This window comes from Gemmata sp. (genome assembly GCF_051859125.1).
In the GTDB taxonomy this organism is placed as follows: Bacteria; Planctomycetota; Planctomycetia; order Gemmatales; family Gemmataceae; genus Gemmata.
Map to the genome: position 1 here is coordinate 1 of NZ_JBHYGG010000295.1, position 23117 is coordinate 23117.

18 protein-coding genes are annotated in these 23117 nt (G+C 69.8%); 10 read left to right on the forward strand and 8 right to left on the reverse strand.

The annotated features are described in order from the left end of the window. The first annotated feature begins 137 nt into the window (after nucleotides 1-137). From ACTIGN_RS31210 to ACTIGN_RS31220, 3 genes are all read left to right on the forward strand, one after another. The gene (locus tag ACTIGN_RS31210) at nucleotides 138-1526 is read left to right on the forward strand and encodes a DUF1501 domain-containing protein (protein WP_439631331.1); all 1389 of its coding nucleotides are present in this window, start codon (nucleotides 138-140) and stop codon (nucleotides 1524-1526) included. A gap of 141 nt (nucleotides 1527-1667) precedes the next feature. Continuing rightward, nucleotides 1668-2963: a serine hydrolase domain-containing protein gene (locus tag ACTIGN_RS31215; RefSeq protein ID WP_439631333.1), complete on the forward strand. Its 1296-nt coding sequence runs from the start codon at nucleotides 1668-1670 to the stop codon at nucleotides 2961-2963. A gap of 433 nt (nucleotides 2964-3396) precedes the next feature. Further along, entirely contained in the window at nucleotides 3397-4917 is a 1521-nt protein-coding gene (locus tag ACTIGN_RS31220) for an AAA family ATPase (RefSeq protein WP_439631335.1), read from the forward strand. 163 nt (nucleotides 4918-5080) lie between these two features. On the opposite strand, the gene ACTIGN_RS31225 is transcribed toward ACTIGN_RS31220, so the two are convergent. Then, nucleotides 5081-5971: an acyl-CoA desaturase gene (locus tag ACTIGN_RS31225; RefSeq protein WP_439631337.1), complete on the reverse strand. Its 891-nt coding sequence runs from the start codon at nucleotides 5969-5971 to the stop codon at nucleotides 5081-5083. A 186-nt stretch (nucleotides 5972-6157) separates the two neighbouring features. Here ACTIGN_RS31225 and ACTIGN_RS31230 point away from each other — a divergent pair, with 186 nt between their 5' ends. After that, nucleotides 6158-6601 (forward strand): CoxG family protein, encoded by a 444-nt coding sequence (locus ACTIGN_RS31230; protein WP_439631339.1) that lies wholly within the window; start codon nucleotides 6158-6160, stop codon nucleotides 6599-6601. A gap of 301 nt (nucleotides 6602-6902) precedes the next feature. Here the strand turns inward: ACTIGN_RS31230 and ACTIGN_RS31235 are convergent, their stop codons facing one another. Genes ACTIGN_RS31235 through ACTIGN_RS31245 form a run of 3 tightly spaced genes read right to left on the reverse strand, consistent with a single transcriptional unit; the run spans nucleotide 6903 to nucleotide 9692 of the window. Continuing rightward, nucleotides 6903-7493 (reverse strand): hypothetical protein, encoded by a 591-nt coding sequence (locus tag ACTIGN_RS31235; RefSeq protein ID WP_439631341.1) that lies wholly within the window; start codon nucleotides 7491-7493, stop codon nucleotides 6903-6905. 34 nt (nucleotides 7494-7527) lie between these two features. Then, a complete protein-coding gene (locus ACTIGN_RS31240) occupies nucleotides 7528-8727 on the reverse strand; it encodes an ABC transporter permease (RefSeq protein WP_439631343.1) in 1200 nt (399 codons plus the stop codon). Then, nucleotides 8724-9692 (reverse strand): ABC transporter ATP-binding protein, encoded by a 969-nt coding sequence (locus tag ACTIGN_RS31245; protein ID WP_439631345.1) that lies wholly within the window; start codon nucleotides 9690-9692, stop codon nucleotides 8724-8726. Before ACTIGN_RS31245 ends, ACTIGN_RS31240 begins: the two co-directional genes overlap by 4 nt. Before the next feature lie 251 nt (nucleotides 9693-9943). Here ACTIGN_RS31245 and ACTIGN_RS31250 point away from each other — a divergent pair, with 251 nt between their 5' ends. Together ACTIGN_RS31250 and ACTIGN_RS31255 are read left to right on the forward strand one after the other, a co-directional pair. Next, nucleotides 9944-10756: an inositol monophosphatase family protein gene (locus ACTIGN_RS31250; protein WP_439631347.1), complete on the forward strand. Its 813-nt coding sequence runs from the start codon at nucleotides 9944-9946 to the stop codon at nucleotides 10754-10756. Between the two features lie 335 nt (nucleotides 10757-11091). Beyond that, entirely contained in the window at nucleotides 11092-12027 is a 936-nt protein-coding gene (locus tag ACTIGN_RS31255; protein ID WP_439631349.1) for a HEAT repeat domain-containing protein, read from the forward strand. A gap of 24 nt (nucleotides 12028-12051) precedes the next feature. Here the strand turns inward: ACTIGN_RS31255 and ACTIGN_RS31260 are convergent, their stop codons facing one another. Together ACTIGN_RS31260 and ACTIGN_RS31265 are read right to left on the reverse strand one after the other, a co-directional pair. Next, nucleotides 12052-12756: a sulfotransferase domain-containing protein gene (locus ACTIGN_RS31260; protein WP_439631351.1), complete on the reverse strand. Its 705-nt coding sequence runs from the start codon at nucleotides 12754-12756 to the stop codon at nucleotides 12052-12054. A gap of 201 nt (nucleotides 12757-12957) precedes the next feature. Next, on the reverse strand, nucleotides 12958-13737 hold the full coding sequence (locus ACTIGN_RS31265; RefSeq protein ID WP_439631353.1) for a hypothetical protein: 780 nt from the start codon (nucleotides 13735-13737) through the stop codon (nucleotides 12958-12960). A gap of 182 nt (nucleotides 13738-13919) precedes the next feature. Between ACTIGN_RS31265 and shc the strand changes: the two genes are divergently transcribed. The 3 genes from shc to ACTIGN_RS31280 all read left to right on the forward strand — a co-directional run bounded on the left by shc (nucleotide 13920) and on the right by ACTIGN_RS31280 (nucleotide 17749). Then, complete coding sequence (gene shc / locus ACTIGN_RS31270; protein ID WP_439631355.1) at nucleotides 13920-15992, forward strand: squalene--hopene cyclase; 2073 nt, start codon at nucleotides 13920-13922, stop codon at nucleotides 15990-15992. 3 nt (nucleotides 15993-15995) lie between these two features. Continuing rightward, the gene (gene hpnH / locus ACTIGN_RS31275) at nucleotides 15996-17015 is read left to right on the forward strand and encodes an adenosyl-hopene transferase HpnH (protein WP_439631357.1); all 1020 of its coding nucleotides are present in this window, start codon (nucleotides 15996-15998) and stop codon (nucleotides 17013-17015) included. Nucleotides 17016-17326: 311 nt separating this feature from the next. Then, the gene (locus tag ACTIGN_RS31280; protein ID WP_439631359.1) at nucleotides 17327-17749 is read left to right on the forward strand and encodes a phosphorylase family protein; all 423 of its coding nucleotides are present in this window, start codon (nucleotides 17327-17329) and stop codon (nucleotides 17747-17749) included. Here ACTIGN_RS31280 and leuS read toward each other — a convergent pair. Next, entirely contained in the window at nucleotides 17733-20342 is a 2610-nt protein-coding gene (gene leuS, locus ACTIGN_RS31285) for a leucine--tRNA ligase (protein ID WP_439631361.1), read from the reverse strand. The genes ACTIGN_RS31280 and leuS overlap by 17 nt on opposite strands. Nucleotides 20343-20462: 120 nt before the next feature. Here leuS and ACTIGN_RS31290 point away from each other — a divergent pair, with 120 nt between their 5' ends. Further along, the gene (locus ACTIGN_RS31290; protein WP_439631363.1) at nucleotides 20463-21407 is read left to right on the forward strand and encodes a calcium/sodium antiporter; all 945 of its coding nucleotides are present in this window, start codon (nucleotides 20463-20465) and stop codon (nucleotides 21405-21407) included. 114 nt (nucleotides 21408-21521) lie between these two features. Here the strand turns inward: ACTIGN_RS31290 and ACTIGN_RS31295 are convergent, their stop codons facing one another. Next, on the reverse strand, nucleotides 21522-23069 hold the full coding sequence (locus ACTIGN_RS31295) for a spinster family MFS transporter (protein WP_439631365.1): 1548 nt from the start codon (nucleotides 23067-23069) through the stop codon (nucleotides 21522-21524). Between the last annotated feature and the right edge of the window lie 48 nt (nucleotides 23070-23117).

Sequence of the window (23117 nt, forward strand, 5' to 3'; positions counted from 1 at the left end):
CCCCACCCCCTCGCTCGCGCTCAGGGTTCGCCCGGCAGCGGCTCCTTTTCGTTCCCCTCGCGTCGCCGGCGCGGTACACTTCCGGTGTCGGTCCCGCCTGCCTGCCTTCCCCGCCCACCCTCCGTCGGGCCCTTGTCATGCTCACCCTCCGCTCCGGTCCCGCGAGCCGCACCTGTTCCGGCGTCACCCGCCGCGCCGCCATCAAGGCCGGGTTCCTCGGCGTCGGCGGGCTCGGGCTCCCGGACTACCTCCGCGCGAAAGCGGCGCACCCGGCGGCCCGCGGGAGCGGCCAGAAGTCCGTCATCCTGATCTGGCTCGACGGCGGGCCGAGCCAGCTCGAAACGTTCGACCCGAAGCCCGACGCGCCGGCCGAGTTCCGCGGGCCGTTCGGCGTTCACAAGACCCGCACGCCCGGGGTGGTCGTCAGCGAGCTGATGCCGCACCTCGCGACGCGGTTCGACAAGTTCTCGGTCGTCCGCTCGCTGCACCACGACAACGGCGACCACTTCGCCGCGGCGCACTGGATGACTACCGGCCGGTTCGGTGCTACGAGCATCAACCAGGCGCAGAAGTACCCGTCGGTCGGCTCGATCGTCGCGAAGGTCAAGGGGACGTACACCCCCGGCCTTCCCGCGTACGTCGGCCTGCCGGCCGCCGAGACGGTGTACCTGTACCCCGGTTACATGGGCGCGGCGTACCTCGGCGGCGCGTACAACCCGTTCGACGCGGACCGCGACCACAAGTACATCGGCGCATTCGGCGCGCACCGGGTGCGGTCCCCGAAGTGGCTGTCGAACCTCGCGAGCACGAAAGAGGCCGCCGAGAACACCGCCGGGAAGACGTCGCTGCTGCGGCAGTTCGACACCGTCCGCCGCGACATCGATCAATCCGGCGTCATGTCCACGATGGACAAGTACCAGCAGCAGGCCCTCGACCTGGTGCTCGGCAGCGAGGCCCGCGTCGCCTTCGACATCGACCGCGAGGACCCGAAGGCGATCGACCGGTACGGCCCGTCGCCGTGGGGCCAGTACGCCGCAATGGCCCGGCGGCTGGTCGAGGCCGGCGTCCCGTTCGTGACCGTGGACATGCCGCACTGGGACGACCACAGCAGCCTCGTGAAGTCGCACGCGCCGAAGATCCGCACCGTGGACCGCATCGTCGCTGCGTTGCTGGACGACCTCGACGACCGCGGGCTGCTGGAGAGCACGCTGGTGGTGGTGATGGGCGAGTTCGGCCGCACGCCGCGGATCAACACCGGCCAGCCGGGCATCCCGGTCCCGGGCCGCGACCACTGGGGTAACGCGATCTCGGTGCTGGTCGCCGGCGGCGGGATCAGGCCGGGCGTCGTGGTCGGCAGGACGAACGCCCGCGCCGAGCACCCGGTCGAACGCGCCCTGAAGCCCGAGGCACTGCTGGCGACGATCTACCACCAACTCGGCATCGACGCCAACGAGACGTTCAAGGACCACACTGGCCGCCCGGTGCCAATCACCGACGACCCGACGCCGATCCGGGAACTGATTTAAGCGAGCCTGACGCTCGTTTCTGGTGGGGCAGACATTCTTGTCTGCCTCCAATCGCGTCCGGAGAGAGGCAAGAATGCCTGCCCCACCCGATCCGGGGCCGGTAGCCGGCTCGCACTCCAGCTCAACCCCAGAAGAACGCTCATGCCCACGCGCCGCGAGTTCCTCGCCGCGTCCGCCGCGCTCGCCTCGGGGGGCTTACGCCCCCCGCTCGCCAAGGCCCGTGCCGCCGACGTGGCCGTCACCGGGGCCGCCAACCCCGCACTCGCGCCGTTCGACGACCTGCTCACCGGATTCCTGAAGGACCACGCCGTTCCGGGGGCCGGGGTCGCCGTCGCGCGGAACGGGAGGCTCGTGTACGCCCGCGGGTTTGGCCACGCGAACGTCGAGGCCGACCGGCCCGTCGAACCGCTCTCCGAGTTCCGGATCGCCAGCGTCTCGAAGCCGATCACCGCCGTCGGCGTGCTGCGCCTCGTGGACGCCGGGAAGGTCAAGCTCGACGACCGCGTCATGAAGCACCTCAAGTTCGAGGTGCCGGCCGGGGGGCCGTTCGACAAGCGGTGGAACGACGTCACCGTGCGGCACTGCCTGCACCACACCGGCGGGTGGGACCGCGGGAAGAAGGGCGGGTTCGACCCGATCGGCACCCCGTGGAAGATCACCGACGCGCTCGGGCTCAAGCGCGCCCCGGCGGCCGACGACGTGGTGCGGTACATGCTCGGCAAGCCGCTCGACTTCGAGCCGGGCGCGAAGATGGCGTACTCGAACCTCGGCTACCTCGTGCTCGGCCGCGTCATCGAGGCGGTCACCGGCCAGAAGTACGAGGCGTGGGTGCGGGCGAACGTGCTGAAACCGGTCGGCGCGGCAGCGATGCGCCTCGGCCGCGGGCTCCCCGGGGACCGGCCCAAGGGCGAGGTGCGGTACTACGACTCGAAGAAGCGGACCGCCGAGTGCCTGTACCCGCCGCGGGTCCGCGAAACGGTGCCGCTGCCCGACGGGGGCCAGAACGTCGAGGGGTTCGAGGCGCACGGCGGGTGGGTCGCGTCCCCGGTCGATCTGCTCCGATTCACGTGCGCCTTCGACCACGGCAAGAAGTCGCCGGTGCTCTCCGAGGCGGCGATCGAGCAGATGTGGGCGCGGCCCGACGGGCCCGCCGGCCGCGACGCCGAGGGCGAGCCGCGGGACGCCTACTACGGGTGCGGGTGGATGGTCCGCCCGGTCGGGAAGAGCGGGAAGGTGACCACCTGGCACAACGGGCTCATCTCGGGCACCTCGGCGCTCCTCGTCCGCCGCTCCGACGGGCTCAACTGGGCGGTGCTGTTCAACACCGACGCGACCGCGAAGGGCGAGCAACCCGCGTCGCTGATCGACGGCTCGATGCACACCGCCGCCGACGCCGTGAAGACCTGGCCCGACACCGACCTGTTCGAGAGGCTCTGAGCCCGATGTGGCGGGCGAGTTCGCGCGGTTGGGCTCGGAAGGTGGCTGCCCCTCACCCGCCGCGAAGCGCGGCGACCTCGCCCCACGAATGTGGGGCGAGGTGTTGTCTGCGGCGCTCCTCGACAGCGGTGCGATTGGGATTGCTCAAGAAGAGACCAACCGCCCCCACCTCGCCCCGTTCCGACGCGGAGAGGTCGCGACGAGTCTTCGAGTCGCGGGTGAGGGGCCACCACCTCTCCCTCACACCAATCCTCTGAGCCTTCCCCACACCTGCCCCGGCGCGGGAATAATTCACGCCGCCGCGCATCGTCACTTTTGTTCACTTCTCGCCCGCCCCCCGAACCGCACTCCGCGTGTCGGACACCCGGAAGGCCGGATCGTGTTGTTCAACCTCCCCCGGCGCTCGGCCGCACCCACAGGAAGGTCACCTCACATGCAGGACACGGTTCTCGGAATGCTCGCCGGCGGCGCGGCCCTCGGCGTCCTCGCCACCATGTGGACCAAGATCAAGGGGTTCGCGTGGCGGCTCGTCGGCATGTTCGTCCAGCGCGTCGAGGTGCCGACCGAGGCCGGGCACGACGCGGTCGTCGCGTACCTGATCGCGAACTTCCAGCGGTCCCGGAACTACGACAAGATGTACGGCGCGAGCTGGGAGTACCAGCGCGACGGCCGGTACGGGCTCGTCCCCTACGAGGTGTTCGGCAACCGGCTCCTCATCCTCTGGAACGGCTGGTTCCCGTTCCTGTTCACCAACCAGGTCGAGAGCAAGGCGGCCAGCAGCAAGGGCACCACCGAGGGCTCGGCGGCCGGCATGAAGGTGTACTCGACCGTCACGTTCCTCCGCGGCACGCTCGACATGGAGGACGTGCTGCGGAACGCCTGCGCCGCGCGGAACAACGTCTCGTGGGCGGTCGAGGACGAGCAGACCGCGACGAAGAACCGGTTCTGCATCCACCACGTCCCGGCCCGCGGCGACGGCAACAGCGACTCCACCAGCAGCAGCGACGGGCTCGCGTGGTACCAGCAGGGGAACTACCGGCTCCTGTCGCACTCGCCCGACCAGCTCGGCAAGGCCCGCACCAACAACGGCAAGGCGCTCGACAACCTCATCTTCCCGCAGCGGGTGAAGGCACTCATCAGCGAGGTCGAGCTGTGGCGGAAGAGCAAGGACTGGTACGCCGAGAAGGGGATCGCGTGGAAGCGCGGGTGGCTCCTGTACGGCCCGCCCGGCACCGGGAAGACGGCCGTCGCCCGCGCGTTCGCCGAGGACCTGAACATGCCGATCTACGTCTACAACCTCGCGGAAATGGGGAACCACGAGCTGATGAAGACGTGGACCGAGATGCAGACGAACACCCCGTGCATCGCGCTCATCGAGGACATCGACAACGTGTTCCACGGCCGCGAGAACGTCGCCCGGCGGCACAGCCTGTTCCCGATGATGGTGCCCGAGAAGCGCGACGGCGACGGCGGGGACCGCGACAAGCCCGGCCGCGGCCCGCTCGCCCCGCTCACGTTCGACTGCCTGCTGAACTGCCTCGACGGGGTCGAGCGGGCCGACGGGATCTTCACCATCATCACCACGAACGACCTGACCAAGATCGACCCGGCGCTCGGTCTGCCGCGGACCCTCCCCGACGGCGCGACCGAGTTCATCAGCACCCGGCCGGGGCGGATCGACAAGGCGGTCGAGCTGACCTACATGGAGGCGGCCGACAAGAAGCGCATGGCGGCCCGCATCCTCGGCGCGTACGAGCCGGAGCACCTGGAGATGGTCGCGTTCGTGGAGAAGTTCCCGGACCTGCAGGAGACCCCGGCGCAGTTCCAGGAGCGGTGCGCGCAGGTGGCGCTGAAGTGCTTCTGGCGCGACAGCGCCGCGCCCAAGGAGTGGCCCGAACTCGGCGACGGCATCTTCTCGAACCTCGCCCGCCGCGTGCTGGTCGGGCGGAACTGACGAGAAGAGTGTTTATCCGCAGATTTCGCCGATGGACGCAGATTTTCAGACAGAGGACAGAGGACAGAGGACAGAGGACAGAGGAGCATAACTCGGATCTTCGGGTGACCTCTGGCTTCTGTCCTCTGGTTCTTAATCTGCGTCCATCGGCGTAATCTGCGGATCAGACGGTATTCGCGGTCGCCGGCTTCTGGATGAGGTTCTTCTTGAGTGCCTTGGGGGTCGGTTCGCGGATGTCCCACACGAGGCCGACGGCCCCGAGGGTGCGGATCACGTAGTAGCTCACGTCCACTTCCCACCACTTGAACCCCTGGCGGGCGCAGCTCTGGTAGTGGTGGTGGTTGTTGTGCCAGCCCTCGCCGAGGGTCAGGATCGCGGCCCACCAGCAGTTCCGGCTGTGGTCGGTCGTCTGGTACCGCCGGGTGCCGAACAGGTGGCACGCCGAGTTCACCAGGAACGTCCCGTGGTACAGCAGGATCGTGCTGACCAGGAACCCCCACACGAGCCCGCTCATCCCGTCGATGAGGTAGCAGGTCGCCGCGAGGAGCAGGCCCGGCACCCACGTGAGGTAGGAGTCGAGCGCCCGCAGTTCGGGGAACCGCGAGAAGTCCTGCATCGTCTCCTTCGGGGCGTTCCGCGACGTGCTGCTGATGACCCAGCCGACGTGCGCCCACCACACCGACTTCTTGATCGGCGAGTGCGGGTCCTCGTCCTGGTCCGAGTGCTTGTGGTGGTGCCGGTGGTGCCCGGCCCACCACAGCGGCCCCTTCTGCATCGCCGAGCACCCGAGCCACGCCAGCGCGAACTGGAACCACCGGCTCGTCTTGTAGGTGCGGTGCGCGAAGTACCGGTGGTACACCCCGGTGATGCCGAACATCCGGGCGACGTACAGGCCCACGCACAGCGCGGCCGACGTCCACGTCAGCGGCACGAAGAACGGCGCGACCACCGCGGCCACGTGCAACAGGACGAACGGGACCGGCTTCAGGACGCGCTGGATCCGGCCGACGTTCGGGGCGGGTGGTAGGGTGATGTTGGGGAGCGCGGGGAGCACTCCCGAGGGTGCTGCGGTCGAAATGGCCTACTCCGTAGATAGCGGTCCGATGGGCGAACCGGAACAAACCTGTCCCTTATAGGATAGGACCGGCGACGCGGGAATGCTCGCCAGAAATTCGCCCCCGTGCAAGGCCGGTATAATGGGGAACCCGCCCGGCGGCCGGGCCGACTCCCGGAGCAGCCCATGATCCACTTCGACGGCGACAAGTTCTTCCCGCTCCCGGTCCACCTCGCGGCCGCGAAACTCTCCGACGCCGGGTTCCTCGCCGGCACCCTCCCCGACGCCGAGATCAGCGAGGCGACGCCCGAACGGGCCGCGTGGAAGATCAAGCCGAAGCTCGCGTTCCTCTCCGGGAGCCTGAGCGTCGAGCTGACCCGCACCGCCGCCGAGGCCGACAAGTCGGTCGCGTTCCAGGTGATCGCGAAGGCGATCGGCGCGACCAGCACGGTCGTTGTGTTGCTGGCGTTCTCCGACAAGGACGGCGGCACCGCGGTCCACTGGACCGGCGACCTCACTCAGGTGACCGGGCTGCTGAAGATGGTCCCGAAGGGGCTGCTCCAGGGCTCGGCGCACAAGGTGATCGAAGAGGTGTGGACCGCCGTCGAGGCGAAGCTCACCGTGGGGTAGCCCGTTGAGATGGCGGCACAGGCTCGGCTGCTCGGTTGAAATCCTGTCGAGATACGCTTGAAGTGTCTGGCGGGCCGCCACGGAGGGCGGCCCCTACAGATCATCTTGGTTTGTAGGGGCCGCCCTCCGTGGTGGCCCGCGTGAGGCGAACGATTCAACAGTGCAAGACGCGGTCTCATACCGAATCGCGTGGATCAGTTGCCCTTGGTGGGGCAGGCATTCTTGCCTGCCTCCGGAAGCGGTTGGAGGCAGGCAAGAATGCCTGCCCCACCAGATCGAAACGAATGCATGAGATTCGGTATCACTTCACCGCTTCGACCCGCAGCGCCTGAACGGACTTCACGAGTGCGTCCATCGCGGTCGGGTCGGGCGCGCCGCTGAGCTTCATCCGCAGCACGCCCGTGGCGTCGAACACGAGGACGTTCGGCTCGCCGGCGGTCTGGCCGAACATGGTCTTGAGCGTGTCGCCGAAGTCGAGCCACACCACCGCGTCGGGCGACGCCTTGGCGATCTGGGTGCGGATGATGCGGTGGATCGCCGGCGGCACCTTCCCGCAGCACGCGACCGGCACCACGGCGACGTTCGGCGACGCCTGGCCGGGCTTGAGGTTCGCGAGCGGCACGACCGGCGCGGCCTGGGCCTTCGCGGGCGGCTGGCCCTTGGCGTCCGGGTGCCAGCAGACGTGGAGCGACTCGCCGAGCGTGCGGCACGCGTCGGTCGCCTTGCGGTCGCCGTACACCACGACGACGACCTGTCCGCGGAGGTCGGCGAGGTCGGCCTTGCGGTCGAACTGGTCCCCGAGGACGAGGGCGGTCGGGGCCGCGGCGGGCGGCTGGGCCGCGAGCGGCAGAGCGACCACCGCGACAGCGGCGAGGCAGAGCAAGCGGTTCATTGCGTTCCCTCTCGGTGTAATTGAGTTCCGGGCCTCACGCGGTTCCCTGCCGCAGGCGGCGCTCGTCGGCCTTGAGGCGGGCCACGGCGATTGCCAGGAACACGGCGGCGAACGCGGTCACGACCAGCACGTTCGGCAGCACGGCCCGCAGGCCGAGCCCCTCCCACGTCACCCCGCCCAGGCCGCGCATCGCCCACGAGGTCGGCAGTGACATCGCGGTGTCACGCACCCACTCGGGGAGCAGGAACGCCGGGAGCCACAGCCCGCCGATCATCGACACGCCCAGGATCACGAGGATGCTGACGCTGCGGGCGCGGGCCTCGGTGCCGCCGACCGCGGCGACCAGGAGGCCGGTCGCGGCCGCCAGCACGCACGCCGCAACTGCCAGCAGTACGAACCCGACGAACGAGCCGGTCACCCTCACGCCGAACGCGACGTAGCCGAAGCCGAACGTGACCAGCACCTGGAGCATCGCGATCGCGGCCGTCGAGAGCGCCTTGCCCGCGAGCAGGCACCCGAGCGACACCGGGGCCGCCCGGGTCCGCTTCCACACGCCGCGCTGCCGCTCGCGGAGGAACACGAGCCCGCTCTCCATGCCCCAGAACAGCAGGTACTGGAGCGTCATCCCGCAGAAGCTGTGCGAGTACGAGTTGAACTGCGCCGCCGCGCCGGCCGAGACGGGGGTCGCCGCCACCTGGAACGGGGCCGCGAGCGCCGCCTCGCCGCTGTCGCCCATCAGCCCGCCGAACTTCTCGCGGGCGAGCCGCCGCATCGTGACTTCGGTGGCGATCCCCTCGGCCCACTGCCGCTCGGTCGCCGCGGCCGGGTGGTGGAGGATGCCGAGCGTCGGCCGCTCGCCGACCGCCCCGAACTTCCACTCGGCGAGCCGCTCGAACCCAACGGGCAGCACGAGCGCGACCGCCGGCCGCCGGCCCGGGATCGCGGCGACGGCCTCGGTGCGGGTCGCGAGCCTCGCGTCGAGCTTCGGCGACGCGAGCAGGTCCGCGGCGACACGCGCCGTGAACGGGCCGGCGCCCTCGACGACGATGAGCACGGGCAACTTCGTGTCGGTCGCGCCGGGCGCGGGCCGGTTGAACACCATGCCGAACACCGACGCCAGCAGGACCGGCACGACGAAGCACAGCACTGCGGCGCGGCGGTCGGCCCAGAACAGCCGCCAGTCCTTGGCCGCGAGGGTCATCACGAGTGCGAGGCGCGGCGGCGTCATCGTCATGGGGTGTTCGCTCCGCTGTGCTCCGGGGCGACCGGGGCGGCCTCCCGGAGCGTCCGGTCCAGCGTCCCGGCGGGCGTGCGGAACGTCTCCAGTTCGACGCCCTCGGCGAGCACCGAGGCGAGCGCCACCCCCAGGTCCTCGGACGTCGGCGCGCTCAGGCGCAGCCGCCGCCCGGTGACCTCCAATTCGATCCCCGAGCCGAGCCGCTGCTTGAGGTTCTTCAGTAAGTAGCCCGCCGGCCGCTCGCGGACGTGCCCGTACAGCACCTGCCGGCCGACGGTCGCGCACCGGAGCAGGTCGGTGGGCCGGCCGCACGCGACGAGCTGCCCGCGGTCGAGCACCGCGATCCGGTCGCACCCGAGTTCGGCCTCGTCGAGGTGGTGCGTCGAGAGCAGCACCGCGTGGCCGTCGTCGCGGAGCCGGCTCAGGTCGGCGAACAGCGCGTCGCGGCTCGCCGGGTCGAGGGCCGCCGTCGGCTCGTCCAGAAGCAGAAGCGTCGGGTCGTGGATCAGCGCGACCGCGAGGTTCAGCCGCTGCCGCATCCCGCCCGAGAAGGTCGCGACCCGCTGGTCGCTGCGGTCGCCGAGTTGCACGCGGCCGAGGACGCGGACCACGCGCCGCCGCAGGTCGGCCCCACTCAACCCGTACAGCTTGCCGAAGAAGCCGAGGTTCTCGGCCGCGGTGAGTTCCTCGTACAGCGCGCACTCCTGCGGGACGAACCCGACGCGCATGGCGAAGGCGTGCGGGTCGTCGGCGTGGAACACGCCCTCGACCGCGACGCTGCCCTCGCACACGTCGAGCACCCCGGCGGCCGCGCACAGCGTCGTGCTCTTGCCGGACCCGTTCGGCCCGAGGAGCCCGACGATCTCGCCGCGGCGGACGTGGAGCGACACGCCGTCCACGGCGAAGCGGTCGCCGTACCGGACGCGGACGTTGACCAGGCTGAGTGCCACCGGCGTTGGCATGGCCGTCCCGAGTGCGTGGTGAGGTTCGGCGGGGCTTTTAGCGTCGGGCCGCGGTGGTGAAAAGGGCAAACCCGGTCGAGCAGCACGAGGAAGCGTGAAGAGCGTCGATCCGCAGATTTCACAGCTGGACACGGACCCCCAGGCAGAGAGACCAGCGACCGCACGGCTCGCTCCTCGGATTTCCTATCTGTGTCCATCTGCGGATCAACGCTCTTCGCTGACCGCCCGGGGGCGGTTCGTATCATGACCGCATGAGCACACCCGACCGCACGCAGCTCGCGAAGTTCCTGTCCGTCGCCGTCGAGGCCGCGGCGCGAGGGGCCGCCGAACTCGAGTCGTGGCGGTCGCGGTTCTCCGTCACCGAGAAGTCCCGGGCCGACCTCGTCACCGACGCCGACCACGCCTCGCAGCGGGTCGTCAAGGAGGTGCTCCTGGGCGCGTTCCCCGACCACCTGTTCCTCGGCGAGGAGGAGTGCGTCGGGAAGACCGTCGAGGAGACCCGGCCGCCGGCCGGCGCCCCGTTCGTCTGGGTCGTGGACCCGCTCGACGGCACCGCCAACTACGTCCACGACGTGCCCGCGTACTGCGTGTCGATCGGCCTGTGGGCGCACGGCACGCCGGCCGTCGGCGTGATCCACGACCCGCGGCTGAACGAGGTGTTCACCGCCGCGACCGGCCTCGGCGCGTTCCTCAACGGGAAGCCGATGAAGGTGAGCGGGGTGAGCAGGGTCGCCGACGCGATGCTCTCCACCGGGTTCCCCGCGAACTACGCCAAGGCGCTGAGCAACCTGGAGACGTGGGCGAAGCTCCTCGAGCACGCGCAGTCGCTCCGCCGCACCGGGTCGACGGCCCTGAACCTCGCCTACGTCGCCGCGGGCCGGTTTGACGGGTACTGGGCGCACGACAACTACCCGTGGGACGTGCTCGCCGGGGCGGTGCTCGTCGCCGAGGCGGGCGGGGCACTCACCACCATCGACGGCAAGCCGCTCGACCCGTTCCGGCCCGACATCCTGGCGACCAACGGCCGGTTCCACGCCGAGTTGCTCGCGGCCGTTCAGGCGTGAACCCGAATCGCACATTCGCAACCGGTTCACCTCGGATTTTGTGCCGACGTGGAGCCGAACCGCCGCGGACCGGGTATCATTCCGGCGGCTGTTGACGGGCCACCGGGTGATCAACCGCCGCTTCCGGTCGGTGAAATTTCGCGGGGGCTCACGTGAACCCGCCGGCGCTCGCTCGCGGCCGGTCGGGTCAAATCGTTCCGCAGGTAGTTGCGATTGAGTGAGAGTGAACTAGACTTGACCGTGATTCCGGACTTATTATCAGCTTTTGCCCCGGGTGTGGAGCCGCACTCCGGCCGGGGGGCTCGCCAATGTTCGCCGCACGACGACCGACCCTGATGACCGAAGACGACCCACTCCCGGACCTCATCAAGGCACTCCGGAGCGAGTCCGCGCCCGACCGCTTGCGGGCGGCCAAGGACCTGGGCCGGCTGGGGTGGCTCGCGCGGGACGCGATGTCCCCGCTGGTGGACGTGCTGGACGACACCGACACGAAGGTCCGCGAGGCGGCCGCGCAGGCGCTCGGGCAGATGGGGCCGGAGGCGCTGCCGACGCTGTCGGCGATGCTCGGGCACAAGGACAAGTACGTGCGGCGGCACGCGGTCTGGGCGATGGCGAAGCTCGGGCCGCTGGCCAAGCCGGCCCTGCCCGACCTGTGCGAGGCGCTCCGCGACGCGGACCCGCGGACCGCCAGCGGCGCGGCCCAGGCGCTCGGGCAGATGGGGACCGACGGGGCCGACGCCGTTCCCGCGCTCACCGAGGCCATGCGGGGCACGAACATCGTCCTGTGCCGGCTGGCGTCGAAGGCCCTGAGCCAGATCGGGCAGCCGGCGCTGCACGCCCTGATCGCCCACCTCCAGCACTCCGACCCGTTCGTCCGCGGCGAGTCGGCGATGGCCCTCGGGTGGATGGGGCCGGTCGCCAAGCCCGCGGTCCCGATCCTCACGAGCATCGTCCGCGGGCCGCGGGTCTCGACCCACACGCCGCCCCCGGTGTACCACGCCCCCCCGCGGTCCGGCCCGATCGCCGACGAGGACAGCGACCGGGACCGCGACGTCAGCGAGTCGCCGACGCCGACGCAGTCGCCGGCCGCCGAGACCGCCGACTCCGCGACCCCGGAAGAGGCGTGCCGCGTGTACGCGGCCCAGGCGCTGGGGCGGTTCGGCCCGGCCGCCCAGGACGCGCTCGACGACCTCCGCGAGGTCGTCCGCACCGGGTTCGACGCGCTCCGCCGCGCCGCCCAGCAGTCGATCCGCCAGATCCAGGGCGGGTGACCCGCGGCCGGCGCCCCGGGTCGGTCACGCCGCCTTCCGCAGCGGCGGCAGGTGCGAGTACCCGAACCGCAGCATCGTCTTCCCGTTGTGCTGCCAGAACAGGTCGTACAGGTCCGGCGTGAACACCTCGTGCCACTCCCCCCGCTGGCCCTTGCGGAAGAACCCCGGGTCCACCGACTTCAGTTCCGTGAACGTCGGGATCTCCTCGGACACCAGCGGCAGCTTCGCGCCCAGCGCGGCCAGTGCCCGGTCCGTGACCTTGGCGGGGTTGGCGATCAGGTCCTCGAACAGGAACACCGTGGTGTTCTTGCGGGCGGCCCACGCCTCGACGTTCTCCGACCACCGCTTGTACGGCGAGTTCGGCTCCAGGATCATGTCGCGGATCGTGTTCCGGATCACCTCCGGGGTCACCGAAGCCGGGTCATTCTTGTACACGAACGACATCGCGAAGTGCGCGTAGGACACGAGGGCGTCGCGGCCGTCGCGGACGATGTAGATCGCCGGGCGGGTGTCCCCGGGCTCCGGCGGCTTGTGGGTCTTGAGCCCGGTCACCGGCTTGGGGACCGGGTCGCGGTAGTTCGCGCGGGCGAACTTCGTGTTCCGCAGCGTCGCCGTCTCCTGGTCCCCCGGGCACTCCTGGTCGTGGCTCGGGATCCCGTAGCGGTTCCGCAACAGGATGCGGAAGTAGGTGTTCCCCGAGCGGGGGTACGACGCGAGCCAGAACTCCATGACAACTCTCCCCAGAGCTCGTGGGTGGCAGGTGAATCGGATGAAATCCGGCAGAGGTCAGCGGGCGGCGGCCGGCGGGCCGCCGCGGGGGCGGCCGCTACCGTGCGTGTGCCGTGCGTGTGCCGTTGGTTCGTCGGGCCGCCGCGGGGGCGGCCCGCGTGGGGCGAAGGAGTTCAACGCTGCCGGGCCGGGGCCGGAAGGTTACCAGTTGAAGTCCTTCTCGTACCCGGTGGCGATCAGCACCGAGCCGTACCGCTTCTTGAACTCGTCGGTCACCGGCCCGGTGAAGTGGTTCCGCCAGTCGCCGGCGACGCCCTTGCGCTCGTGCGAGAGGACGTTCTCCTCGCCCCGCTTGCGGCCGGCGAACGCCTCGAACCGGACGGCCGCCACGGCCTCCCGGAACCGGGCCGGGGACACCCGGAGCCGGCACCGCCGGAGCAGCACGTCGGCCAGGATCGCCTCGTCGTCCTTCAGCAGGTCCTCGTACTTGTAGATCGGGTCGCCGGCGGCCACCCACGACCACTGCACCTGGGCCGAGCGGATCAGCTCGCTCTCCATCAGGTGCAGCAGCCCGTCCTCCGGGGACAGCTCCGACAGCGCCTGCCGCCGGGTGCCCATCGCCGTGTTGAGGATCTTGTGGCTGTACCGCAGGCTGAAGTACAGCGAGATCAGGGTGTCCCGGAGGTCGCGGATCACGACGAACCGGTACGAGTTCCGGGGCCGCGGGACGCTCTCGAACCGCTCCCGGGTCAGGTACAGCGTCGGGTACACCTTCCCGGGGACGACCGCCGCGCCGAGGTAGTGGCCGCACTCCACCGCCGGGCTCACCACCTGGTCCGGGACGAGCGCGTGCAGCAGCCGGTTGATCCACTGCGACCCGGCCTTGTGGTGGGTGATGTGGAACACCGTCGGGTGGGCCGCCGCGCCCGCCCGGGGCCGCCACGCCAGAAGCCGGTTCAGCCCGACCATAGAGCCGATCATCGCGCGCCCCCCTGCCCTGTAGCCGCGGGCCGCCGGGGTCCCTCCCGGCCGCCCACCCAGGTATCGGCATTGACACCGCTCGCCCTGCAGCGGAACCACGGGTTCGGTTGCCCTTGCGGGGTGCGCCGCGGCCCGGATACACTCAACGCCGCAACGCCGACGACCGCACGGAAAGGACTCCCGTGACACGAGCCACAGCGACCGCCGCGGCGCTCCCCCCCGCACCCCGCGAAGAAGACTGGGCCGAGGAACTGACCGCCGCCGCCGGCCGCGCGCGCGCCGGGCTCCTCGCCGACCAGCGGCCCGACGGGCACTGGTGCGGCGAACTCGAGGGCGACACGATCCTCGAATCGGAGTTCGTCCTCCTCCTCGCGTTCCTCGGCCGCCGCGACGACCCGCGGGTCGCCCGCGCCGCCAACTACCTCCGCACCAAACAACAGGCCGACGGCGGCTGGCCCAACTACCCCGGCGGCCCGGCCGAGATCAGCGTCTCGGTGAAGGCGTACTTCGCGCTCAAGATCGCCGGCGACCCGGCCGACGCGCCGCACATGGCGCGGGCCGCGGCCTGCGTCCGGAAGCTCGGCGGGGCCGAGGCGACCAACTCGTTCACCCGGTTCTACCTCGCCCTGCTCGGCCAGCTCCCCTACTCGGCGTGCGCCAGCGTGCCGGCGGAACTGATCCTGCTCCCGCGGTGGTTCGCGTTCAACATCTACGCGATGTCGGCCTGGAGCCGGACCATCTTCGTCCCGCTTTCGGTCGTGGACGCCTTCAAGCCCGTCACGGCGCTCCCCGACGCAATGGGCATCCGCGAGCTGTTCCTCGCGCCGCCCGAGACGCCCCGGTGGCCCGCGAAGCCGACCGCGAAGTGGTTCTCGTGGACGAACTTCTTCCTCGGCACCGACTGGTGCATCAAGGCGGCCCAGCGCCTCGGCCTGACCCCGCTGCGGCGGTGGGCGGTGAAGCGGGCCGTTGCCTGGATGCGGGACCGCGCCCGCGACGGCGAGAGCGACGGCATCGGGGCCATCTTCCCGCCCATCGTGTACCACGCCATCGTGCTGAAGGCGCTCGGCGTGCCGGCCGGCGACCCCGAGATGCAGTGGGTCATGGGCCAACTCGACGACCTCTCGATTGAGGAGAACGGCGAACTGCGGCTCCAGCCGTGCAAGTCGCCGGTCTGGGACACGGCGCTGTCGCTGATCGGCGTCGCCGACGCCGGCCAGCCCGCGGGGTCCGAAGAGGTCGGGGCCGCCGTGCGGTGGCTGCTCGACCGCGAGGTGCGGCGCACGGGCGACTGGGCGAAGACCGTTCGCGGCGTCGAGCCCGGCGGCTGGTTCTTCGAGTACCGCAACGCGCACTACCCGGACGTCGACGACACGGCGATGGTGCTCATCGCGCTGGCCCGCAGCGGGCACCACACCCGGGCCGCGGCGCTCCCCGCGGTCCACCGGGCGCTGAACTGGCTCGTGGCGATGCAGAACACGAACGGCGGCTGGGGCGCGTTCGACCGGAACATCGAGAACGAGGTGCTGGAGAAGGTGCCGTTCGCGGACCACAACGCGATGCTCGACCCGGCGTGCCCGGACATCACCGCCCGCGTGCTCGAAGCGCTCAGCCACTACGGGTACCGCGTCGGCCAGGAGCCGGTCGACCGCGCCGTGCGGTTCATCCTCGGCCGCCAGGAGGAGACCGGCGCGTGGTTCGGCCGCTGGGGCGTGAACTACGTCTACGGCACCTGGCAGGTGCTCGTCGGGCTCGCGGCGGTCGGGTTCGACATGAGCCTCCCCGTGGCGCGGCGGGCCGTGCGATGGCTCAAGGACGTGCAGAACGCCGACGGGGGCTGGGGCGAGAGCTGCCGCAGCTACGACGACCCGTCGCAGGCCGGGGTCGGCGAGTCGACCGCGTCGCAGACCGCGTGGGCCGTCCTCGGCCTGCTGGCTGCGGGCGAGGCCGGGTCGGTTGAGGTGCGGGCCGGGGTCGAGTACCTCGTCGGCACGCAGAACGCCGCCGGCGTGTGGACCGAAGGCCCGTTCACCGGCACCGGGTTCCCGCGGGTGTTCTACCTGAAGTACCACATGTACCCCGTCTACTTCCCGCTCATGGCCCTCAGTCGCTACGCGGCGGGGATCGGGGGTCGGGGATCGGGGATCGGCCGAAGCGAATACCGACTCGATGCCGGCCACGACGCCGCGAACCCAAAAGGTCTCTCGCCCCGATTTCTTTCCGACACCCGACACCCGACACCCGACACCCGGTGAACTATGCGATTCCCCCTGAGCCTGACCACCGACATGGCGGGCTACATGATCAAGAAGAAGCTCCAGCGCAAGCAGCGGTTCCCGCTCGTGCTGATGCTGGAGCCGCTGCACGCGTGCAACCTGACCTGCACCGGGTGCGGCCGCATCCGCGAGTACGAGTCGACCATCAAGGAGAAGCTCTCCGTTGACGAGTGCCTGGAGTCGGTGGACCAGGCCGGCGCGCCGATCGTGAGCATCTGCGGGGGCGAGCCGCTGATCTACCCGCAGATCGGCGAGCTGGTCCGCGGCATCCTGAAGAAGCGGAAGCACATCTACCTGTGCACCAACGGGATGTTCATCACGAAGAAGCTGAACCAGTTCAAGCCGACGTCGCGGTTCTTCTTCAACGTCCACGTCGACGGGCTGGAGAAGACGCACGACCTGATGGTCGAGCGGAAGGGCGTGTTCGCCGCGGCCGTCGAGGGGATCAAGGCCGCGAAGAAGGCCGGGTTCATGGTCTGCACGAACACGACCGTGTACAAGGAAACCGACATGGCGGAGATCGACGCCCTGTACGGCTACCTCACCGAGCTGGGCGTGGACGGGTTCATGCTGTCCCCGGCCTACGGGTACGCGGCGGTGTGCAGCACGAACCCGGACGGCGCGGCCGAGATCTTCCTCACCCGCGAGCAGATCAAGCAGAAGTTCAACGAGGCCCAGGGGCTGTTCAAGAAGTACGCGATGAACACCTCGCCGGTGTACCTGGAGTTCCTCCAGGGCAAGCGCGACCTGACGTGCGCCGCGTGGGCCAGCCCGACCCGGAACGTGAAGGGCTGGAAGGGGCCGTGCTACCTGATCACCGACGAGCACCACCTGACGTTCAGCGACCTGCTGCACAACACCGAGTGGGAGAACTACGGGTACGGCAAGGACCCGCGGTGCGAGCACTGCATGATGCACTCGGGGTACGAGGTCGCCGCGGCGCTGGGCGTGAACGCCCGCCTCGGCGACAGCCTGAAGATGCTCCGGTGGCAACTGACGTGAGTGAACTGTCTTCGCCCTCTCCCCTTGCGGGAGAGGGCAGCGAGGCTTTGCGAGCGGGTGAGGGGGCCGCGCCTTCTGAGGGCCGGACGCCCGCACCCCTCACCCGGCCGCGAAGCGCGGCCACCCTCTCCCGCAAGGGGAGAGGGCAAGATGATGTACTGATCCTCTTCGCGCTGGAGCGCGAGGCGGCACCTCTCCGCCGCCTCGCGCGTGGGCTGCCGCACGTTCGCGTTCACGTCACCGGCGTCGGCCGGAAGTGCGCCGGAGAAGCCGCTTCGCGGCTTCTCGAACACGCACCGCACCCGGCCCTCGTGATCGCCGCCGGGTTCTGCGGCGCGCTCGTACCGGCGCTGCGCGTCGGCGACGTCGTCACCTCGCCGCGCATCTTCACCGCCGACCGCATCGTGGGAACGCCCGCCGAGAAGCGCTTACTCGCCGCGCAGCACGATGCCGACGCCGTGGACATGGAATCGGCCGCGATCGCCGAGGCGTGCTCTGCGAGGGGCGTGGCGTTCCGTGCGGTGCGGGCCGTGTCGGACGCCGCTGACACCGCGTTGTCACCGGAACTGGTGCGGCTGCTCTCGGGCGGCAACGTGTCGCCGTGGAAGGCGATGCGGGCGCTCGTGCGGAAGCCGGCGCTGCTCGGCGAGTTCCTGCGACTGGCCCGCGACACGAACCTCGCGTCGCGGACCCTGGCGCGGGAGGTAATGCGGATCGTCACACTACCAAATTGACCATCTTCTTCGACTTCACGATGGCCTTCTTCACGGGCTTGCCGGCGAGCGCGTCCTTCACCTTTTCGTCGGCGAGGGCGGCGGCCTCGAGCGAAGCGTCGTCGATCTCCGCGGGCACCTTCAGCACGCTCTTGAGCTTGCCGTTCACCTGAACGGGAATCTCGATCTCGTCGGCCTTCGCGAGCGCCGGGTCGAACTTCGGCCACGGCGCGTAGGCAAGCGTGGTGGTGTGGCCGAGCGCGGCCCACAACTCTTCGGCAACGTGCGGCGCATAAGGGGCGAGCAGCAGAGCGAACGGCTCCAGCGCCGCACGCGGCCGGGCGTCGAGCTTCGTCATGTGGTTGACGAACTCCATCATCGTCGAGATGGCCGTGTTGAACCGCAGCGCGTCGGTGTCCTCGGTCACCTTCTGGATGGTGTGGTGCAGCACCCGCAGCGTGTCGCGGTCCGGCTCGGCGTCGGTGATCTTGGCGTCGAGCTTCACCGTCTCGGCCATGTCATCGACGATCAACCGCCACGCCCGGCCCAGGAACTTGAACACGCCTGCGATGGACGCCGTGTTCCAAGGCTTTACGGCCTCCAGCGGCCCCATGAACATCTCGTACAACCGCAGGCTGTCGGCACCGTACTCCTTCACCACGTCGTCTGGATTGACAACATTGCCGCGGGCCTTCGACATCTTCTCGTTGTTTTCCCCCAGGATCATGCCCTGGTTGACGAGGCGTTGGAACGGCTCGGGGCACGGGACGTACCCGCGGTCGAACAGCACCTTGTGCCAGAACCGCGAGTACAGCAGGTGCAGCACGGCGTGCTCCGCCCCGCCGATGTACATGTCCACCGGCAGCCAGTGCTTCAGCTTCGCGGGGTCGGCGAACGCCGTGTCGTTGTGCGGGTCGATGTACCGCAGGAAGTACCAGCACGACCCGGCCCACTGCGGCATCGTGTTCGTCTCGCGCTTGTACTTCTTCCCGTTGATCTCGACGTTCACCCAGTCCGTCGCCTTCGACAGCGGCCCCTCGGGGGTGCCGGTCGGCTTGAAGTCGGCCAGTTCGGGCGGGATCAGCGGCAGGTCTTTGAGCGTGAGCGGCACGATCTCGCCGTCGGGGCCGTGCAGCACCGGGAACGGCTCGCCCCAGTACCGCTGCCGGCTGAACAGCCAGTCGCGCAGCTTGTAGTTCACCCGCCGCGTGCCCAGGTTCTTCTCTTCCAGCCATGTAATGATCTTGGCCTTCGCCTCGGCCGTCGGCAGCCCGTCCAGGAGCCCGGAGTTGACCGCGACGCCCTCCTCGCAGTACGGCTCCTTCAAGTCGGCTGGCGTGCTGCCAGTCTTCTTCAGCCACTCCTCGGTTGGCTTCACGACAGGCACGATCGGCAACCCGAACTGCTTGGCGAACTCGAAGTCGCGCTCGTCGTGCGCCGGCACGGCCATGATCGCTCCGGTGCCGTACGTCGCCAGCACGTAGTCCGCGATCCAGATGGGAATCTCTTGGCCGTTCACCGGATTACGCGCATAGGCACCCGTGAACACGCCGGTCTTCGCCTTGGACTTCCCCAGTTCCGTCCGCTCGAAGTCGCTCTTGCGAGAAGCCGCTTCCTGATACGCCTTCACAGCAGCCGTGTGTTCGGGCGTCGTGATGAAGTCAACGAAGTCGTGCTCGGGCGACAGCACCATGTACGTCGCCCCGAACAACGTGTCGGGCCGCGTGGTGAACACCGGCAGCGGGGGCGCATACGTCCCCAATCCCTCTGGTCCGCCGCCCCGAACCACCTCGAACATCACCTCCGCGCCTTCGCTCTTGCCGATCCAGTTCCGCTGCATCAGCTTGATCGACTCGGACCAGTCGAGCGGGGCCAGGTCTTCCAGCAGGCGCTCGGCGTAGGCGGTGATCCGCATCAGCCACTGCTTCAGCGGCCGGCGCTCGACGGGGTGGTTGCCGCGCTCGCTCTTGCCGTCGATCACCTCTTCATTGGCCAGCACCGTGCCCAGCGCGGGGCACCAGTTCACCGGCACCTCGGCCTGGTACGCCAGCCGGAAGCTGTCCTGGTACTTCCGCACCTCGTGCTCGCCGTGGTTCCGCACCCCCTCGGGGATCGGCAACTCCGAGATCGGCCGGCCCTTCTTGGTCGCGGGGTCGTACCACGTGTCGTAGATGGTCAGGAAGATCCACTGGGTCCACTTGAAGTAGTTCGGGTCGGTGGTGTCGACCTCGCGGTCCCAGTCGTAGGAGAACCCGAGCGATTTGATCTGCCGGCGGAACGTCTTGATGTTCTCCTGCGTCGTAATCCGCGGGTGGACGTTCTTCTCGACCGCGTACTGCTCGGCGGGCAGGCCGTAGGCGTCCCAGCCCATCGGGTGCAGGACGTGGAAGCCGCGCATCCGCTTGAACCGCGACAGGATGTCGGTCGCCGTGTACCCCTCGGGGTGCCCGACGTGCAGCCCGGCCCCGCTCGGGTACGGGAACATGTCGAGCGCGTAGAACTTCGGCTTGCCGGCGACCTCCGCCGCGTCCGGGTCCGGCGTGCGGAAGGTTTTGTTCGATTCCCAGAACTGCTGCCAGCGTCGCTCGACGTCGGCCGGGTTATAACTCGGCATTAGCGTGCCTTCTCTATCGGGTTGATCTGCTTGGCTTATGGCGTGCGCGAAAGCCCGTCCACACGGATGCGGACACGCGGCGGGGCACGGCGGTTCGTCTCCGCGGTCCACGAGGTCACGATGCTCGTCAACTGCTTGCTGCTGGTGCTGGGCCTGGTCGTGCTGACCGTCGCGGCGGAGGCGCTCACCCGCGGGGCGGTGCGGGTCGCCCGCGGTCTGGGCGTGAGCCCGTTCATCATCGGGTTCACCATCGTCGGGTTCGGCACCTCGGCCCCGGAGCTGGTCGTGTGCCTCTCGGCCGCGCTCCAGGGCACGTCCGACATCGCCCTGGGGAACGTGGTCGGCAGCAACGTTGCGAACATCGGGCTGGTGCTCGGCGTGGCGGCGCTCGTTCGGCCGCTCGCGGCCCGGATGAACTTCCTGCGCGTCGAGGTGCCACTCGTGATCGCCGCGAGCCTGCTCCTGCTGTTCCTGGCCCGCGACAACCGCCTCGGACGCGGCGACGGCGCGGTGCTGCTCGTCGGGTTCGCGGCGCTGTGCGTCTACATGGTCCGGTCGGTCCGCACCGAGTCGCCGGAGGTGAAGGAAGAGGTCGGGACGGCGGCCGCGGGGCACCTGCCGCTGTGGCTCGCGTGCGTGCTGCTGGCCGGCGGGCTGGCGGGGCTGATCGGCGGCGCGCACCTGCTCGTGACTTCGGCCGTGGACATCGCCCGCGACCTGGGGGTGAGCGAGTGGGTGATCGGCCTCACGGTCGTGGCGGTCGGCACGTCGCTCCCGGAGATCGCCGCCGGCGTCGCGGCCGCCTACCGCGGCCAGGCCGACCTCGTTCTCGGCAACATCGCCGGCTCGAACCTGTTCAACATCCTGCTCGTCCTCGGCCTCACCGTCGCCGTGCAGCCGGTCCGACTGTCGGACTCGGTCGTCATGACCGACATCCCGCTCATGGTGATGTTCGCGCTGATGCTGCTCGTCACTATCGCGAACGGCATGGTCGTCCACCGGTGGGAGGGCGCGATCCTCCTCACCGGGTACGTCGCCTACGTCGCGTGGCAGGTGTCGCGGTGACGCGAGGCGTGCGTGGGGGAACCATCTTTCGAGCCGCCGGGTTTACCCCGGCGGTGCTTCGCGCCACAATCCACCACGGGGATGAACCCCGTGGCTCGAAAGGCACCAGACGAGTCACGATGCGGCCTCGGCCCTGGCGGTGTCCTCGTCGAGGTACTTCGCGCCCCAGATCCACAGCACGCCGCTCAGCGGGACCAGGAACGCGATGCTCAGGAACGCGGTCTGGAGGCTCGTGTAGTCGGCGATGAGCCCGAGGATCGGGGGGGAGATCGCGTCGCCCAGCGCGTGGATGATGAGGATGTTGATGGCGAACGCCGTCGCCCGCACCTTCGACCGGGTCACGTTCGCGAGGATCGTGTTCGCCGGGCCGGTGTTGAAGAACAGGAAGAACACGGCCACGAAGATGAGCACCCACCCGAGCGGGAACGGGACGTACAGCATCGCGACGTAGGCCGGGAACGCGGCGATCATCCCCCACCCGGCGACGTGGAAGTACGCCCCCTTCACCCCGCGGTTCCGCAGGTAGTCGCCGAGCACCCCGCCGAGCAGCGTCGCGAACAGCCCGCTCAGCACCACGATCGCGCCGAAGTAGAGCCCGATGGTGCCGTTCGTCAGTGACCCCTTGGCCGGGGAACTGTCGAACACCCACGAGCTGTAGAGCGTGAACTCCTGCTCGGTGAGCGCGGCCCGCAGCTTCTCGCGGAACTCCGGCAGCGCCATACCCTGCGGCCACGTCGCCGCCCGCAGCTTGTCAGCGACCGCCGCGGGAACGACCCGCTCGCCGGTGCTGTCGGTGATCGCCTCCAGTTTCGCGACCGCGTTCTCGTCGAGGGTGAACCGGGCCTCGCGCTCGAACAGGTAGAGCTGCACCATCGTCGCCACGCCGCCGAGGACGAACGTCGACGCGGTCATCCCCGCGCAGCACAGCACGAACGACCGCACCCCCTTCAGCTCCCGCAGCACGGCCCAGTAGCTCGGGGCCGGCTCCGGTGCCGCGGCCGGTGTGGCGGGGGCGGCCGCCGGTTCCGCGGCCGCGCCAGTGCGGGTGTCGCGCATGAAGAAGCACAGCACCCCGAGCGCGATCCCGGGGAACACGGCGACGTGGAACGCGGTGCGCCAGCCGAAGTGCTCGGCGACCTGCGACCCGACGACGAACCCGAGCGCGCTGCCGACCGGGATCGCCATGTAGAACCACGCCATGATGCGCCCGCGGTGGTCCACCGGGTACAGGTCCGAGAGCATCGCCGGGGCGACCGGCCCGTAGGCCGCCTCGCCGACCCCGACGAGGCACCGGGCGAAGAACAGCGCGAGGTACCCGACGGCGAGGCCGGTGCCGCCGGTCGCGAGGCTCCACAGGATCACCGCGACCCCGACCAGCCCCCACCGGGACACCGTGTCGCCGAGCCGCCCGAACAGCGGGGACAGGCACATGTACGCGACCATGAACGCCGTGGTCAGCGCGCCGAGCTTGGTCTGGGCCAGCGGGTCGTCCGGCGCGAGGATGGTCGCGTCGAGGCGGATCTTCGGGAGCGTGGCCGAGAGAATTTGCCGGTCGATGTAATTAAACAGGTTGATCCCGAGGAGCAGCGCGAGTGCCCACCCGGCCCCGGGAACGGGGCGGCTCGGCCCGCCGTGCGTCGACGTCGCTGCTGCACCTGGCATCTTCGGACCCCCGCGTTGCGGCAGTATCTGATTGAACGGCGGGTACGC

Bases quoted from the DNA above. Each gene is read 5' to 3' on its own strand.
- ACTIGN_RS31210 (WP_439631331.1), top strand. From the start codon at position 138: ATGCTCACCCTCCGCTCCGGTCCCGCGAGCCGCACCTGTTCCGGCGTC.
- ACTIGN_RS31215 (WP_439631333.1), top strand. From the start codon at position 1,668: ATGCCCACGCGCCGCGAGTTCCTCGCCGCGTCCGCCGCGCTCGCCTCG.
- ACTIGN_RS31220 (WP_439631335.1), top strand. From the start codon at position 3,397: ATGCAGGACACGGTTCTCGGAATGCTCGCCGGCGGCGCGGCCCTCGGC.
- ACTIGN_RS31230 (WP_439631339.1), top strand. From the start codon at position 6,158: ATGATCCACTTCGACGGCGACAAGTTCTTCCCGCTCCCGGTCCACCTC.
- ACTIGN_RS31235 (WP_439631341.1), bottom strand. From the start codon at position 7,493: ATGAACCGCTTGCTCTGCCTCGCCGCTGTCGCGGTGGTCGCTCTGCCG.
- ACTIGN_RS31240 (WP_439631343.1), bottom strand. From the start codon at position 8,727: ATGACGATGACGCCGCCGCGCCTCGCACTCGTGATGACCCTCGCGGCC.
- ACTIGN_RS31245 (WP_439631345.1), bottom strand. From the start codon at position 9,692: ATGCCAACGCCGGTGGCACTCAGCCTGGTCAACGTCCGCGTCCGGTAC.
- ACTIGN_RS31250 (WP_439631347.1), top strand. From the start codon at position 9,944: ATGAGCACACCCGACCGCACGCAGCTCGCGAAGTTCCTGTCCGTCGCC.
- ACTIGN_RS31255 (WP_439631349.1), top strand. From the start codon at position 11,092: ATGACCGAAGACGACCCACTCCCGGACCTCATCAAGGCACTCCGGAGC.
- ACTIGN_RS31260 (WP_439631351.1), bottom strand. From the start codon at position 12,756: ATGGAGTTCTGGCTCGCGTCGTACCCCCGCTCGGGGAACACCTACTTC.
- ACTIGN_RS31265 (WP_439631353.1), bottom strand. From the start codon at position 13,737: ATGATCGGCTCTATGGTCGGGCTGAACCGGCTTCTGGCGTGGCGGCCC.
- hpnH (WP_439631357.1), top strand. From the start codon at position 15,996: ATGCGATTCCCCCTGAGCCTGACCACCGACATGGCGGGCTACATGATC.
- leuS (WP_439631361.1), bottom strand. From the start codon at position 20,342: ATGCCGAGTTATAACCCGGCCGACGTCGAGCGACGCTGGCAGCAGTTC.
- ACTIGN_RS31290 (WP_439631363.1), top strand. From the start codon at position 20,463: ATGCTCGTCAACTGCTTGCTGCTGGTGCTGGGCCTGGTCGTGCTGACC.
- ACTIGN_RS31295 (WP_439631365.1), bottom strand. From the start codon at position 23,069: ATGCCAGGTGCAGCAGCGACGTCGACGCACGGCGGGCCGAGCCGCCCC.